Genomic DNA, 14,299 nt, shown 5'->3' with positions numbered 1-14,299 from the left:
TCAAGCGAAGTCGCGCGTTCCGGGCCGGGCTCGCGAGGATGTTACAGCCCGGCCACGGCCTCGTCGGGGCTCTGCCCCTGCGGCCGGCCGCACAGCGAGATCGTGCGCTCGGCAGGCAGGTTCAGCAGCCGGTCGAGCGCGGCATTGTCGGCGACGAGATCGGCGAGCGTGCAGCTGTCGAGCGAGGCATAGAAGGCCTCGAGCGCCTTGCCGAGGGCCACGCGGAACAGGCAGGCCTCGCTCAGCGGGCAGGTGTTCGCCTCGGCATCGAAGCATTCGGCGAAGGGCAGGGTGGCCTCGAAGGCGCGCAGCACCTCGCCGACGCCGATCTCGGCCATCGGCCGCGCCAGCCGCAGCCCGCCCGAGCGGCCGCGCTGCGTCTCGATGAAGCCGCGCTGCGCGAGGGTGTTGACGACCTGCGCGAGGTGGTTTTCCGAGGCGTTGCAGGCGGCGGCGATCTCGTGCTTGCGCACGATCCGGCCGGGATTGACCGCACAGCACATCAGCGTGCGCATGGCCAGGTTGGTTCGCGTCGTCAGTCTCATGGCAGGGCCCTCTGTTCAGCATCCCATAGGCGAAACCGGGCCGGCGCGATTTGACCCAGATCAGATATCCGCGATGCATGATTTTTTCAGGGGCGAGGCGCGGGGGCGTGCGTGCCGTGACGCCAAGGGCGGTAGGCGCCCTGTGACGCTGTGGCATCGCATCCGCAGAAATCTGCAATCGCTGCCCTCCGCCACCGCCTCTGAGGCGGCAGCGATGCGGAGTTTGCCGACATCGCTTGTCGTCAGCAGGCCCCGACCCCGCCAGGCGTTCGCGGGACCTTTCGAAGCCAGGCCGCCCGTTGCACGCTGCATGGTGGCGTGTTGAAGCAGCCGGGCCTAGGGGGTTGGCACCGCGCCCGGCGCGGCACCGCCCTGAACCGACAGCAACATGATCCCCTCGGGCGTCAGGCCGAAGCCCGCCGATCTACCGTGGAAATAGAGCGCGTCGCCGGGCTTTGCCCGCTTGGCGATCTCGACCGGCATGTGGCAGAGGTCGAAGCGGCGCCCGGTCGCGGGGTCGAGCTCGATCTCCACCTTCGCGCCGCAGAACCTGATGCCCGATCGCGGCTTCGCGGAAATCACTCGATAAGACTGGGTTTCGGGTCTCGCGTCGAGCACGGCATTGGCCAGGATCGGCAGGCCGCGCTCGGGAAGGGCGACGCAGATAAGCCCGTTGATCCCGACGAATGTTAGCAGCAAAGGCCCCTTCGCCCGGAGATGATCGATCAGCGTCCGGCCATCTGTGATCGGCCGTGTCGCGATATGGAGGCCGAACGGCAGAGACGCCAGAAATGCGCTCAAAGGCAGATATTTGCGGTTTGCCTCGATGATGTCGGGATCGGGAATGACACGGCCGAATAGGAACGCATAGGTGGCGAAAAGGCCGAGCAGAATGGTTGCGATAGACGCAATCAGCAGCGCGACGCGCAGGACCGGAGGCAGCTGAGCGGGCTCGTTGACAATCCGCGGCCTGGGCGCCACGACACGAGGCGGCTCTTTGACGCCCTTGGGGTAGGCGAGGCCGGGATAGATGAAGACGACGCAGAAGAGGACGGCGAAGATCAGCGTCATCGGGAAAAGCGCATCGCGCGGCAGGAAGCCGAACAGCAGCGCTCCCGTCCCCTTCTGCACGACGGCATAGGCGAGCAGAAGGGCGAGTAGCACGAGACTTGCGCCGAAACGGATCGGACCGCGCAGGGCGGGCCTTGCGCCGAGCTCGATGAACTGGCGCAACATCCCCGACATCACGAACATCAGACAGGTCAGAAAGGCCGCAAGCGCCATCGCGCCGACGATCAGAGCCTCGGATGGATCGCCGTTACGGACGTGGAGAATGGCAGCCTGAACACCCGCCCAGGCGATTCCGAACAGCGCAAGCCCGGTGACCGCCGAGACCGACGCGATGAGAAGGGTAATATATTTTGCGTTAAGCATGGAAAAACTCACAAATGCCTGTGATGCGTAACCTCTAGGAGGATCGGGGCGAGAGTGTGACCCAAAGCGGTTAATCGTTAGCCCCACGCGCGGCTTCCATATCCGGTCGCGGAGCGCGGAAAGCAAGTGGTCCGAGCCAGAAGTCCTCTGCATCCGCGCGCTCGTTTCTTCGCCGTCCGCCTGGCCAGGGAGCCCCGTTTCCGGCCTGTGAAGGTCCGGTGACCGCCCTCCGCGACCGCGCCAAGCTTTGTGCTGCGATCCGCGTGGAGGGCGGTTTTGGGCAGATCAGTCCCCGCGCTGCGGCGCGCTCGACCGGCCACTTTGGCGGCTTGTGTCGAACGGGGCGACCGGCGGCAACGGGCCGGGTTCAACGGTGCCCGACGCATGGACCGAGCGTCGACTCTTGGCGCTTCCCGCCGACTGATCCTCGTCCCAACCCGATGCCTGCCCCTGCGCCCATGCTTGACCTTTTGTCACCGTCGGTTCAGCTAGGGCGCGAGACAGGAGAACCAGATGGCACTCGAGGACGCGAAGACCCAGGTCGACATGGCTTTCACCCGTGCGGAGGCGCGCGGGCTGGCCTTCGAGAACACCTTCGGCGGTGCCACGAGCTTCCTGCGCCGGCGCTATACCAAGGATCTGACCGGGGTCGATCTGGCGGTGACCGGCGTGCCCTTCGACCAGGCGGTGACGAACCGGCCCGGCACCCGCTTCGGGCCGCGCGCGATCCGCGAGGCCTCGGCGCTGCAGGCGCCCGATGCGCCCTTCGGCTGGGGCTATGATCCGCTTTCCGAGATGACCGTCGTCGATTACGGCGATCTGGCCTTCGACTATGCCCACACGCCGTCCTTCCCGGGCCGGGTCGAGGCGCATGTTGCGGGCATCCTCGCCGCCGGGGCGGGCAGCATCACGCTTGGTGGCGATCACTTCATCACCTTGCCGATCCTGCGCGCCTATGCCGCGAAATTCGGCCCCGTGGCGCTGATCCAGTTCGACGCCCATTCCGACACCTGGGCCGATGACGACATGAGCCGGATCGACCACGGCACCTTCCTCTACAAGGCGCTGAAGACCGGGGTGGTGGCGCCCGGGACCACGGTCTCGGTCGGCATCCGCACCGACAACCCCGACACCTGCGGCGTCACCATCCTCGACGCGCCCTTCGTGCATCAGGCGGGGGTGGCCGAGACCGTGGCGCGGATCAAGGCGGTGGTGGGCGATCGGCCGTGCTACATCACCTTCGACATCGACTGCCTCGATCCGGCCTTTGCGCCCGGCACCGGCACCCCGGTCTGGGGCGGACTGGCCTCGTGGCAGGCGGCGGCGATCCTGCGCGGGCTCGCCGGCATCAATCTGGTCGGCGGCGACGTGGTCGAGGTCTCGCCGCCCTATGACACCACCGGCGCCACCGCGATCGCCGGCGCCCATGTGGCGATGGAGCTGATCGCGCTTTACGGCTGGACCCGCCGGGGGCGCGCATGATCCTGCGCCTCGTCGCCGCGCTTCTCCTGCTCGCCGTGCTCGGGCTCGGGGCCTGGGTCCGGCTCGCGCCGCTGCCGGCCGATCTCTATCACCGGATGGATTCGGCGCATGGGGTGGGCGATTGGCCGGCGCCGGGCGGTTTCGAGGCGGTGCGGCAGGTGACCGAGCCGAAGGCGACGCTGGCGGCGCTGGTGACCGCGGTCGAGGCGACGCCGCGCACCGCGCTGATCGAGGGCAGCGTCGAGGAGGGGCTGGTCACCGTCGTCACCCGCTCGGCGCTCTGGGGCCTGCCCGACATCTCCAATCTCTGGATCGAGGGGGACCGCGTGCATGTGCGCGGTCATCTGGTTTTCGGGCCCTTCGATTTCGGCGGCAACCGCAGCCGGATCGAGGGCTGGCTCGCCCGCGCCGGGGTGCACTGAGCGGGCCGGGCGGCTGTTGCGGCAAGGGCACGCCGCGCCGCGCTTTCGGCGGCCTCGCCTTGCAGGGCGGGGGCCACGCCCCTATCTCCAGCGCAGCGAGACTGCGAGGCAAGCCATCATGCGCGACCTGTATCATTACTTCCGGTGGGCCTTTGTGCTGACGGGGGTGGGGCTCGCGCTCGCCTTCTGGCTGGGCTGGGGCTATTCGCACAGCGCGGCAGGCGCGCTTTCGTTCCTGCTGATCGCCGCCGTGCTGGCGGTGCTCGAGGTCTCGCTCTCCTTCGACAATGCGATCGTCAACGCGAACCGGCTGAAGGACATGAGCCCAGCCTGGCAGCGCCGCTTCCTGACCTGGGGCATCGTCATCGCCGTCTTCGGCATGCGCATCCTGTTCCCGCTGCTGATCGTGGTGATCGCCGCCGGCATCGGCCCGCTCGAGGCGCTCGACCTCGCCGCCACGCGCCCTGCCGAATACGCCCGCATCGTCGGCTCGGCCCATGTCTCGATCGCGGCCTTCGGCGGCGCCTTCCTGATGATGGTGGCGCTGACCTATTTCATCGACGAGGGCAAGGAGATCGACTGGATCGCCGCGCTCGAGCGCCGGCTGCGTGCCTGCGCCTCGATCCGCGGGCTCGAGATCGGCTTCGTGCTGGCGGTGGTGCTGCTCTTCGTGTGGCTGCTGCCGCCGCGCACCGAGGGCAACTTCCTCTTTGCCGCGGTGGCGGGGCTCTTGACCTTCCTGGCCGTCGAGGTGCTGGGCCAGGTGCTCGACCGCGCCTCGCTCGCCGCCGAGACGGCGCGCGCCGGCCTTGGCGCCTTCCTCTATCTCGAGGTGCTCGATGCCTCGTTCAGCTTCGACGGGGTGATCGGCGCCTTCGCGCTGACCCAGAACCTGTTCCTGATCGCCATCGGCCTTGGCATCGGTGCGCTCTACGTGCGCTCGATGACGATCATGCTGGTCGAGAAGAACACCCTGGCCGAGTTCCGCTATCTCGAACACGGTGCCTTCTGGTCGATCCTGATCCTCAGCCTCATCATGTTCCTGCAGACGATGATGCATGTGCCCGAGGTCATCACCGGCCTTCTGGGCGCGGCGCTGATCGGGCTGGCCTTCTTCTCCTCGCTGCGCTTCCGCCGCCACCACGAAGCGGCCTGAGCGCGCCTGCCGTCCTGGCAAGCCGGGGTTGCCGCAACGGCAGATTCCGCCACCCGCTGGCCATCGCGCGGCTCGACACCGACACGGGGGCAGGCCACAGTCCGGGCCGAGGACGAATCCGCCGGGCCGCCCGCCCGCCGGAAACCGAGGAGAACCCATGGGCAAGCTCTATAAGCGCTACCTACCGCTGGCGCTGTGCGTCATCCTGTGTGTCGCAAGCCTTTTCGGACTGGCGCATTCCGCCTGGTTCTGGCTTGGGGTGCTGGTGTTCGGGGCGCTCGCGGTGATGGGCGTGCGCGACATCATCCAGACGAAACACTCGATCCTGCGCAACTACCCGGTGATCGGGCATCTGCGCTTCCTCTTCGAGGAGATCCGTCCCGAGATCCGGCAATACCTGATCGAGAGCGATTCCGACGAGGAACCCTTCTCGCGCGAGGAACGCTCGATCGTCTATCAGCGCGCGAAGAACGTCGAGGATGCGCGCCCCTTCGGCACCAAGATCCAGGTCTATGGCTCGGGCTATCAGTGGCTGACCCATTCGATCCGGCCGCGCCACATCGCCGACACCGATTTCCGCGTGACGATCGGCGGGCCCGACTGCACGCAGCCCTATTCCGCCTCGATCTACAACATCTCGGCGATGAGCTTCGGCGCGCTCTCCTCGAACGCGATCGAGGCGCTGAACCGCGGCGCGAAGGCGGGCGGCTTTGCCCATGACACCGGCGAGGGCGGGATCTCGCGCTATCACCGCGCGGGCGGCGGCGATCTGATCTATGAACTCGGCTCGGGCTATTTCGGCTGCCGCAACCACGACGGCTCCTTCAACCCCGAGAAATTCGCGCGTCAGGCCGCCGACCCGCAGGTGAAGATGATCGAGATCAAGCTGAGCCAGGGCGCCAAGCCCGGCCATGGCGGCATGCTGCCGGCGGCGAAGATCACCCCCGAGATCGCCGAGGCACGCGATGTGCCGATGGGCGTCGACTGCATCTCGCCCGCCTCGCATTCGGCCTTCTCGACGCCGCTCGAGATGATGGCCTTCATCCGCCAGCTGCGCGAGCTGTCGAAGGGCAAGCCCGTGGGCTTCAAGCTCTGCGTCGGGCACCGGCGCGAATTCATGTGCATCGTCAAGGCGATGCTCGAGACCGGCATCACCCCCGACTTCATCGTCGTCGACGGCAAGGAGGGCGGCACCGGGGCGGCGCCGCTCGAATTCTCGAACCACATGGGGATGCCGCTGGTCGAGGGGCTGACCTTCGTGCACAACACCCTGCGCGGCGCGGGCCTGCGCGAGCGGGTGAAGATCGGCGCTTCGGGCAAGCTGATCTCGGCCTTCGACATCGCCAAGGCGCTGGCGCTTGGCGCCGACTGGGCGAATTCGGCGCGCGGTTTCATGTTCGCGATCGGCTGCATCCAGGCGCAGTCGTGCCACACCAACCGCTGCCCGGTGGGCGTGGCGACGCAGGACAAGTCGCGCTCGCGGGCGCTCGTCGTGCCCGACAAGGCCGAGCGGGTGGCGAATTTCCACCGCAACACGCTGAAGGCGCTGGCCGAGATGACCGGCGCGGCCGGGCTCGACCATCCGGGCGGCTTCCTGCCGCATCACCTGATGATGCGCGAGAAGGACCGCAACATGGTGGTGGGCGACGAGGTCTATCCCTACATGCCCGAGGGCTTCCTGCTGCGCGAGGATGATGACCGCTTCGGCTATCTGAAACGCTGGCGCCGCGCCCGGCCCGAGGCCTTCGAGCCCTTCGACAGCGGCGTGTGATCCACCGCCGTGATCGCCGGACAGGAAAAGGGCGCGCCATCGGCGCGCCCTTTCGGTTTCCGTGGCCCTGGACCGGGGTCAGCCCGCGAGCGCCGCAAGCACCTCGGCGGGGGTGATCGGCAGATGCCGCATCCGCACGCCGACCGCCTCGAAGATCGCATTGGCGATCGCCGGGGCGACGACGGTGGTGCCGGGCTCGCCCAGCCCCGTCGGCACCTCGGTGCTTTCGACGAACTCGACCACCACCTCGGGCGTGTCGATCATCCGCAACGGCGTGTAGCTGTCGAGGTTGCGGTCGCGCGGCAGGCCCGCGGCGATCTCGGTCCCCTCGAAGAGCGCCATCGACAGGCCCCACAGCGCCGCACCCTCGCATTGCGCCTTGGCGCCGTCGGGGTCGACCACGGTGCCGCAATCGACGACCAGCCAGATCTTCTGCACCTCGACCCGGCCCGAGGCGCGGTCGACATGCACCTGCGCCGCGCCGCCGACCCAGGTCGGCATCGAGCGCGACTGGCCATAGGTGGTGGCGATGCCGATCGCGGTGTCGTCGGGCAGCCCGCCCTTGCCATAGCCCGACAGCTCCGCCACCCGGCGCAGCACATTCGCCTGCCGCGTCGCGCCGCCGGTCGCGTTCGGCGCCTCGCCGGCGTTGCGGCCGGTGGCGCGGAAATGATCGAGCCGGAACGCCAGCGGGTCGGCGCCGATGTGGCGCGCGGCCTCGTCCATGAAGCTTTCGACCGCGAAGTTGATCCAGCCCGGCGAGACCGAGCGCAGCCAGCCCGGCCGGAAGGTGCTTTCGGCAAGGTCGTTCGAGATCGCGCGGGCGCGTTGTGCACCGACGTCATACCAGTGGTCGATGCCATCGGCCGCGAAGGGATCGTAGGGCTCGCCATTGGTGCCCTTCGGCATGAAGCCCGGGATCATCACCTTCGTCGGCCAGCCCGCGGTCACGGCGCTGTCCATCGCGATCACCGCCTTGTCGGCGTCGAAGGCCATCTTCAGGTGCTGCACCGAGGGCGCGCGCAGGCTGTCGAAGGCGGCGTCCGCCTCGCGCGACATCACCATCTTCACCGGCTTGCCGTCGAGCATCTTCGAGGCGAGCGCCACCGGCACGGCATAGTCGCCGTTCAGCCGCCGGCCGAAGCCGCCGCCCAGCATGTAGCTGCGCATCACCACCTCGCCGTCGCCGACGCCAAGCGCGGTCTGCAGCCAGGGCAGGGCGAGCGATTGCCACTGGTTGCCCGAGTGGATCTCCCACACGCCCTCGGCGTTGCGGAAGGCGAGCGCGTTCAGCGGTTCAAGCTGGAAGTGCAGCACCGAGGCGGTGGTGTATTCCGCCTCGAACACGTCCGCCGCCTTGGCGAAGACCGGATCGACATCACTGTTGCCGGTGTCGAGGATCGCGCCGGTGCTCTCGTCCGCGATCAGCTTGCGGCCGTAATCCTGGATCTGCGCCTCGTCGACGGTGGCCGCCGGGCCCGGGGTCCAGGTGACCTTGATCGCCTTCGCGGCCTTGACCGCGGCCCAATGGCTGCTTGCGATGACCATCGCCCAGCCCTGCACGGTCTCGGACGGGTCCTCGAGCGTCAGCGTCTGCTGATAGCCCTTCACCGATTTCGCCGCGCTGTCGTCGATCGCGGTGATCACCGAGCCATAGCGGGTCGGCGGCATCAGCGGCACGGCATGGACCATGCCCTCGACCTGCGCGTCGATGCCATAGATCGTGGCGCCGGTGGTCTTGTTGGCGATGTCGAGCGCGGTGACGTCCTTGCCGACCAGCGTCAGCTCGGAGGCGGGCTTGAGCGGCAGCGCCTTCAGCTCGTCCTCGGTGAAGGCGCGGGTGATGCCCGCGGCCACCAGCTCGCCGAAGCCCGCCGAATGGCCGGGCGCGGTGACGGTGCCGTTCGTCACGGTGACGGTCGCGACATCGACGCCCCAGAGCGCCGCGGCCTTCTCGGCCAGCGCGATGCGCCCCGCGGCGCCCGCCTGGCGATAGACCGGCCAGCTTTGCCACACCGACCAGCTGCCGCCGGTGACCATCAGGCCCCATTTCGGATCGGTGTCGACATGGGTGATGCGCACGTCATCCCAGTTCGCGCCGAGCTCGTCGGCAAGGATCCGGGCGATGGCGGTGCCCACATGCTGGCCCATCTCGGCGCGGATGATGTTGACGTTGACGATGCCCTTGCTGTCGATCCAGTACCAGATCGCGGGCTCGTAGCTTGCGCCTGCGGCCTCTGGCGGCAGGCCGCCCGGGGCGGCCGGGTCCATCGCCGCGGCGCCCTGTTTCGGGAAGCCGAAGACGGCGCCCGCGGCGCACAGCGACACGAGGAAGCCGCGCCGGCTCAGGTCGGGCAGGGCGCGCTTGTTGGGCGGGAAACGCAGGGTGTCAGCCATTGGTCTTCTCCCCCCGCATCGCGGCCGCGGCCTCGCGCACCGCCTCGCGGATCCGGTTGTAGGTCATGCAGCGGCACAGGTTGCCGGTCATCACCGCGTCGATATCGGCATCCGTCGGGTTCGGGATGTCCTTGAGGAAGGCCGCGGCCTGCATGATCTGGCCCGACTGGCAGTAGCCGCACTGCGGCACCTTCAGCTCGCGCCAGGCCTGCTGCAGCGGGTGCTCGCCCGCCGGGTCGAGCCCCTCGATCGTGGTGATCTCGGCCCCGGCCACGTCCGAGACCGGGGTGATGCACGAGCGCGTCGCGCGCCCGCCCACATGCACGGTGCAGGCACCGCACATGCCGATGCCGCAGCCGAATTTCGTGCCGGTCAGCCCGACCTCGTCGCGGATCACCCACAGCAGCGGGGTATCGGGGTCGACGTCGACGCTGACGGCGCGTCCGTTGATGCTGAATTCGATCATCTCATCTGTCCTCGTCAATGCGTCCCCTGGTGCGCCCGGATCTGCGCCACGCGCGTCTCGAGGTCGGTCCAGGGGGCGAGGTCGGCACGCTTGTCGCGCAGATAGGCGGCGATCGCGGCGATCTGCTGGTCGGAAAGCGCGTCGCGGAAGGCCGGCATCACCACCCCGGGCGTGCCCTCGGCCGAGGACACCCCGTCGAGGATCACGTGGATCAGGTTCGACGGATCGTCGAGCCGGGTGGAGGAGTTGATGCCCAGCTCGGGCCGTTCGGCGACGATGCTTTCGGCGTTGTAGTGGCAGGCGGCGCAGGCGGTGGCGTAAAGCCGTTCGCCCTCATCGGCGCGCCAGGCGGGATCGGGGCGGCCGGCGGCCAGGCTTGCCTGCACCGCGGGGCTGGCGGCCGGGTCCGCCTCGGGCGCGCCGACGACATCGCCCAGATAGACGCCGATCGCCGTCAGGTCGCTTTCGGGCAGCTCGCGCAGCCCGGCATGTACCACCGGCGCCATCGGGCCCGCGGCGATGCCATGATAGACCCCCGCGCCGGTCGAGAGGTAACGGGTGAAGTCCGCGGCCGTCCACGGCACCGCCGAGGGGTTCGCGGCGGTCAGCGCCGGGGCGCTCCAGGCGTCGATCGTCGAGCCGGCAAAGCGCGCGCTCTTCTCCTCGGCGCCGACCTTGTTGCGCGGCGTGTGGCAGGCGCCGCAATGGGTGACGCCCTCGACCAGATAGGCGCCGCGGTTCCACTCGGCCGATTTCGTCGGATCGTCGGTGTAGCGGCCAAAATCGACGAAGAGCAGCTTCCAGCCCGCCTGCAGGATCCGCTGGTTCAGCGGGAAGGGGATGGTCGGCGCCTGCGTCGCTTCCTTGACCGGGGCGACCTCGGTCATCAGATAGGCATAGACCGCATCGACATCGGCGTCGGTCATCTTGGTGAAGTGGTCGAAGGGGAAGGCCGGGAACAGGTGGCGGCCCTCGCGGTCGACGCCCTCGTGCATGGCACGGCGGAACGCGGCCTTCGACCAATTGCCAATCCCCGTTTCCGGGTCGGGCGTGATATTCGAGGCATAGATGGTGCCGAAATCGGTGGTCACCGGGAAGTTGCCGGCATAGGGCGCGCCGCCGGCCGCGGTGTGGCAGGTGGCGCAATAGCCCGCGGCGGCGAGGATGCGTCCCTGTTCCACCTGGGCGGGGTCGAACGCCGGGCGGGCCGAGGGCGGCTCGACGGCATAGGGCGAGTGATACGCGTAGATCCCGAAACCGGCGAGGGCGAGAACGCCGGCACCTGCCAGAATGGAGAGCGTGGATTTAAGCATCAGGGCATCAATCCTTGGTCTTTGTGCGGAAAATCCGGGCAAGAGGCCCGGATGACCTGCGACCAAATAGCGCAACGGCCCCCCGCGTCAATCGAGGCGGACCGGAAAAGCCCTGCACCCGCCTGGCTTTGCGGGAGCGACTGTCTCATTCCCGAGACAGGCTGGACGGGCCCTCGCGCCGCGTCCTATGGTCGCAGACGGGGCCCGGGCCCATCTGTGCCGGATCGGGGTGCCCAGACGGGGAAATGACGATGCAGCAACAGGACCTGCGGCGGGGTGCCGCCGCGATGCCGGGAGCCGAGACGGGGAAGGGCCCGGCGCGGGCGACGATCCGGGCGAGCGACCTGCCGCTTGCGGCGCTTGCGGATCCGTCGGCCCTTGCCCTGATCCTGCGCACCGAGGGGCCGTCCTATCGCCCGGTCGGCGCGACGATGGCACTTGGCCGTGCGGGCGCGGTGGCGGGCACGCTGTCCTCGGGCTGCATCGACGCCGACATTGCCGAACATGCGAAAGCCGTGGCGGGCGAGGGCGTCGCGCGGCGGCTTCGCTATGGTGCGGGCTCGCCCTTCATCGACCTGACGCTGCCCTGCGGCGGCGGGCTCGACATCCTCGTGCTGCCGGCGCCCTCGGCCGATGTGCTGGCCGATCTGCGGGCGCGGCTGGCGGCGCGCGCGCCGTTTTCGCTGGCCGTGTCCGGGGCCGGGCTGAGCCTCGGCGCCGATCCGCAGGCCGAACTTGTGCTGCGTGTGCTGCCCGATCCGCGCTTTGCCGTCTTCGGCAAGGGGCCCGAGGCCGTGGCCTTCGCGCGCATGGTCGCCGGGGCGGGCTATGAAACGGTGCTCGCCTCGCCCGATACCGAGACGCTCGCCCCGCTCGACGGCCGCGGCGCCACGGTCGTGCACCTGCCGCAGCCCTCGGCTGTCGCGCAGGTGCCGCTTGATGCCTTCACCGCCGGGGTGCTGTTCTTCCACGATCACGACTGGGAGCCCGCGATCCTGCGCCACCTGCTGGCAAGCCGCGCCTTCTATGTCGGGGCGCAGGGCAGCCGGCGCACGGCGGAAAACCGGCTCGCACGGTTGCGCGCGGCGGGGGTGGCCGAGGCCGATCTTGCCCGGCTGCGCGGCCCGATCGGGGTGATCCCCTCGACCCGCGACGCGCGCACCCTTGCCGCCTCGGTGCTGGCCGAGGTCCTGGCCGAGGCGGTCGTCGCCGGCTGAGGTCTAATGCCCCGGGAAGGCCTCGGTGCGGGCGGTGGCGAGAGTCTCGATCCGCTCGGCGGTCGCTGGGTCATCGAGCAGCTCGGCCAGCGGCGCGTCAAGGCGGCGACGCCAGTTCGGGTGGTCGTCGATCGTGCCCGGAAGGTTCGGCTGCTCGCGCAGCGCCAGCAGATCCTCGAGCGGCGCCAGCGCAAGGCGCGAAGCGGTGTGGCCAAGGTGGCGCAGGGCGGCACGCACCACCGGCGCCGGGTCGTCGACCGCCGGGCAGGGCGCGCCCGCGCCGATCGTGCCCCACAGCCGGCCGCGGTCCCAGGCGCGATGCGCGTCGGCATCGGCGCGGCTTTCCCCGGGGCCGAAGCGGTGCAGCTTCTCCGCCCAGTCGAGGTCGCGTCCGGTCCACCAGCCCGCCACCGTCGCCGTGTCATGCGTGCCGGTCATCGCCAGGCTCATCGGCGCGTAATCCTGCGGCCCGATGAAGCCCTGATCGCCCGCCCGCTCGAACCACAGCACGCGCATGCCGAGCATCTTCTTCGCCTCGATCGCCTCGGTGAAGCCGAAGGGCTTGGTGCCCAGATCCTCGGCCACGATCAGCGCCTGTGCGCGGTGGCTTTCAAGGGCGGCGAGCCGCAGCATGTCCTCGAACGGATAGCTCAGATAGGCGCCCTCGGCCGAGCTTTGCCCGTCGGGCACGACCCAGAGCCGGGCCAACCCGAAGGCATGGTCGATGCGCAGCCCGCCCGCGCGCGCAAGCGTCGCGCGCAGCATCGCGATGAAGGGGGCATAGCCGCTGTCGCGCAGGCCCCGCGGCGAGAAGCTGCTCAGCAGCCAGTTCTGCCCTTGGGGGCCGAGCGGGTCGGGCGGCGCGCCGATCGTCAGCCCGTCGAGCATCTGGCCGCGCAGCGACCAGCTGTCGCTGCCCGCGCCATGCACGCCGACGGCCAGGTCGGCCACCAGCCCGATCGCCATGCCGCCCTGGCGCGCAGCAGCCTGGGCCGCGGCCAGCCCCTCGCGGGCCAGCCATTGGGTGAAGAGGTGGAACTCGACCTCCTCGGCCTCTTCGCGCGCGAACTCGGCCACCGCCGCGCCGTCGGGGTCGTGGAAGGCCGCGGGCCAGGCGCGCCAGCCATCCGCGCCCGTCGGGCGGAACCGGCTGTCGAGCGCGTCGAAGATTGCGTGGCGGCGCAGGCCCGGCCCTTCGGCGGCGCTGTCCGCGGCAATGCGGGCGCGGGTCTCGGCATCGAGCGTGGCGAAGATCGCCCGCAGCGCGGCGTGACGTGCGGGCAGGGCGCCGGCCCAGTCGATCAGGTCGCCGCCCGGAGCGGCCGGCAGCGGCGGCAGACCCAGCAGCGCCGGGTCCGCCATCGCGGTGTTCAGGAACAGCCGGCTCGAGGGCGAATAGGGGCTGTAGCCCGCGCCGTGCCCGGGAAAGAGCGCATGCACCGGGTTGATCATCATCGCATCGGCGCCGCGCGCGGCAAAGAGGCGCGCCGCCTCCGCCAGCTCGCCAAAGCCGCCGAAGGGGGTGGGGGTGGCGCCGCGCAAGGCCGGGATCTGCACCGCCGGGCCCCAGAAATGCCGATCGCCGATGGCGTCGATGCCGTGGCAGGTGGGCGGCGCGACGGCGAGCGTCAGCTCGGTCCTGCCAAGAACCAGCCGGTAATAGCCGGGCTCGGTCACCGCGGCGAGGCGGCCATTCGCAAGCGCGATCGGCCGGCTCGTGCCATCCTCGCAGACCAGCAGCGCGGCGATGTCACCTTGCGGCAGCGTGGCGGGAAGCGCGGTCTCGATCCCGGTCTCGGTGACGATCATTGCGGGGGCCGTCGCCGCTTCGCCGGCGAGCCGGTCGCGGCTGCGCGCGATCTCGGCCGCCGAGCCCACCGGATAGCCAAGCGCCGCGAGGATCCGCGCCAGCCGTGCCTCGGGGATCACCTGATCCGATCCGAAGATGTCGTGCCACACCCGGGCGACACCGGCCGCCGCGGCAATCTCTTCGATCGGGGTCATCTGTCCTCCGCTGCGCGGCCAAATTGCCGCGCCTTTGCCCGAGCATAGCCGGCCCCCGGGCAGGCGGCAACGGGGCGCTGCGTTGCAGCGTG

At 69.6% G+C, this 14,299-nt stretch carries 11 protein-coding genes; 5 read left to right on the top strand and 6 right to left on the bottom strand.

The window, feature by feature from the left end; all coding sequences use genetic code 11:
• Positions 1–41 precede the first annotated feature (41 nt).
• Positions 42–545, bottom strand: coding sequence for an RrF2 family transcriptional regulator (locus AC0QTQ_RS11085; RefSeq protein ID WP_480256630.1), 504 nt, complete (start codon positions 543–545; stop codon positions 42–44).
• 336 nt (positions 546–881) lie between these two features.
• On the bottom strand, positions 882–1,979 hold the full coding sequence (locus AC0QTQ_RS11080; RefSeq protein WP_480256628.1) for a hypothetical protein: 1,098 nt from the start codon (positions 1,977–1,979) through the stop codon (positions 882–884).
• A gap of 513 nt (positions 1,980–2,492) precedes the next feature.
• Here AC0QTQ_RS11080 and speB point away from each other — a divergent pair.
• The 4 genes from speB (at position 2,493) to AC0QTQ_RS11060 (ending at position 6,810) form a co-directional block, all read left to right on the top strand.
• Positions 2,493–3,461 (top strand): agmatinase, encoded by a 969-nt coding sequence (speB, locus tag AC0QTQ_RS11075; RefSeq protein ID WP_121534191.1) that lies wholly within the window; start codon positions 2,493–2,495, stop codon positions 3,459–3,461.
• The gene (locus AC0QTQ_RS11070; RefSeq protein ID WP_480256626.1) at positions 3,458–3,883 is read left to right on the top strand and encodes a DUF1499 domain-containing protein; all 426 of its coding nucleotides are present in this window, start codon (positions 3,458–3,460) and stop codon (positions 3,881–3,883) included. Before speB ends, AC0QTQ_RS11070 begins: the two co-directional genes overlap by 4 nt.
• 118 nt (positions 3,884–4,001) lie before the next feature.
• Positions 4,002–5,039 carry a DUF475 domain-containing protein gene (locus AC0QTQ_RS11065; protein ID WP_480256625.1) on the top strand — a complete coding sequence of 346 codons (1,038 nt, stop codon included), beginning with the start codon at positions 4,002–4,004 and terminating at the stop codon, positions 5,037–5,039.
• 157 nt (positions 5,040–5,196) lie between these two features.
• Positions 5,197–6,810 carry an FMN-binding glutamate synthase family protein gene (locus AC0QTQ_RS11060; protein ID WP_480256624.1) on the top strand — a complete coding sequence of 538 codons (1,614 nt, stop codon included), beginning with the start codon at positions 5,197–5,199 and terminating at the stop codon, positions 6,808–6,810.
• A gap of 78 nt (positions 6,811–6,888) precedes the next feature.
• Here AC0QTQ_RS11060 and AC0QTQ_RS11055 read toward each other — a convergent pair whose 3' ends face one another.
• Genes AC0QTQ_RS11055 through AC0QTQ_RS11045 form a run of 3 tightly spaced genes read right to left on the bottom strand, consistent with a single transcriptional unit; the run spans position 6,889 to position 10,986 of the window.
• Complete coding sequence (locus AC0QTQ_RS11055) at positions 6,889–9,207, bottom strand: xanthine dehydrogenase family protein molybdopterin-binding subunit (protein WP_480256623.1); 2,319 nt, start codon at positions 9,205–9,207, stop codon at positions 6,889–6,891.
• Complete coding sequence (locus tag AC0QTQ_RS11050) at positions 9,200–9,673, bottom strand: (2Fe-2S)-binding protein (protein ID WP_128147259.1); 474 nt, start codon at positions 9,671–9,673, stop codon at positions 9,200–9,202. The genes AC0QTQ_RS11055 and AC0QTQ_RS11050 overlap by 8 nt, the downstream gene beginning before the upstream one ends.
• A gap of 14 nt (positions 9,674–9,687) precedes the next feature.
• Positions 9,688–10,986 carry a c-type cytochrome gene (locus AC0QTQ_RS11045; protein WP_480256622.1) on the bottom strand — a complete coding sequence of 433 codons (1,299 nt, stop codon included), beginning with the start codon at positions 10,984–10,986 and terminating at the stop codon, positions 9,688–9,690.
• A 251-nt stretch (positions 10,987–11,237) separates the two neighbouring features.
• Between AC0QTQ_RS11045 and AC0QTQ_RS11040 the strand changes: the two genes are divergently transcribed.
• Positions 11,238–12,203 (top strand): XdhC family protein, encoded by a 966-nt coding sequence (locus tag AC0QTQ_RS11040; RefSeq protein ID WP_183077531.1) that lies wholly within the window; start codon positions 11,238–11,240, stop codon positions 12,201–12,203.
• A gap of 3 nt (positions 12,204–12,206) precedes the next feature.
• On the opposite strand, the gene malQ is transcribed toward AC0QTQ_RS11040, so the two are convergent.
• Positions 12,207–14,207 (bottom strand): 4-alpha-glucanotransferase, encoded by a 2,001-nt coding sequence (malQ, locus tag AC0QTQ_RS11035; protein WP_480256621.1) that lies wholly within the window; start codon positions 14,205–14,207, stop codon positions 12,207–12,209.
• Positions 14,208–14,299: the final 92 nt, after the last annotated feature.

The sequence above is a fragment of the Paenirhodobacter sp. YD-8 genome (assembly GCF_056590935.1).
This window is presented reverse-complemented; position numbering and strand designations above follow the sequence as displayed.

What these genes read in the sequence shown, in the direction of transcription:
- AC0QTQ_RS11085 (WP_480256630.1), bottom strand. Translation starts at nt 545, where the DNA reads ATGAGACTGACGACGCGAACCAACCTGGCCATGCGCACGCTGATGTGC.
- AC0QTQ_RS11080 (WP_480256628.1), bottom strand. Translation starts at nt 1,979, where the DNA reads ATGCTTAACGCAAAATATATTACCCTTCTCATCGCGTCGGTCTCGGCG.
- speB (WP_121534191.1), top strand. Translation starts at nt 2,493, where the DNA reads ATGGCACTCGAGGACGCGAAGACCCAGGTCGACATGGCTTTCACCCGT.
- AC0QTQ_RS11070 (WP_480256626.1), top strand. Translation starts at nt 3,458, where the DNA reads ATGATCCTGCGCCTCGTCGCCGCGCTTCTCCTGCTCGCCGTGCTCGGG.
- AC0QTQ_RS11065 (WP_480256625.1), top strand. Translation starts at nt 4,002, where the DNA reads ATGCGCGACCTGTATCATTACTTCCGGTGGGCCTTTGTGCTGACGGGG.
- AC0QTQ_RS11060 (WP_480256624.1), top strand. Translation starts at nt 5,197, where the DNA reads ATGGGCAAGCTCTATAAGCGCTACCTACCGCTGGCGCTGTGCGTCATC.
- AC0QTQ_RS11055 (WP_480256623.1), bottom strand. Translation starts at nt 9,207, where the DNA reads ATGGCTGACACCCTGCGTTTCCCGCCCAACAAGCGCGCCCTGCCCGAC.
- AC0QTQ_RS11050 (WP_128147259.1), bottom strand. Translation starts at nt 9,673, where the DNA reads ATGATCGAATTCAGCATCAACGGACGCGCCGTCAGCGTCGACGTCGAC.
- AC0QTQ_RS11045 (WP_480256622.1), bottom strand. Translation starts at nt 10,986, where the DNA reads ATGCTTAAATCCACGCTCTCCATTCTGGCAGGTGCCGGCGTTCTCGCC.
- AC0QTQ_RS11040 (WP_183077531.1), top strand. Translation starts at nt 11,238, where the DNA reads ATGCAGCAACAGGACCTGCGGCGGGGTGCCGCCGCGATGCCGGGAGCC.
- malQ (WP_480256621.1), bottom strand. Translation starts at nt 14,207, where the DNA reads ATGACCCCGATCGAAGAGATTGCCGCGGCGGCCGGTGTCGCCCGGGTG.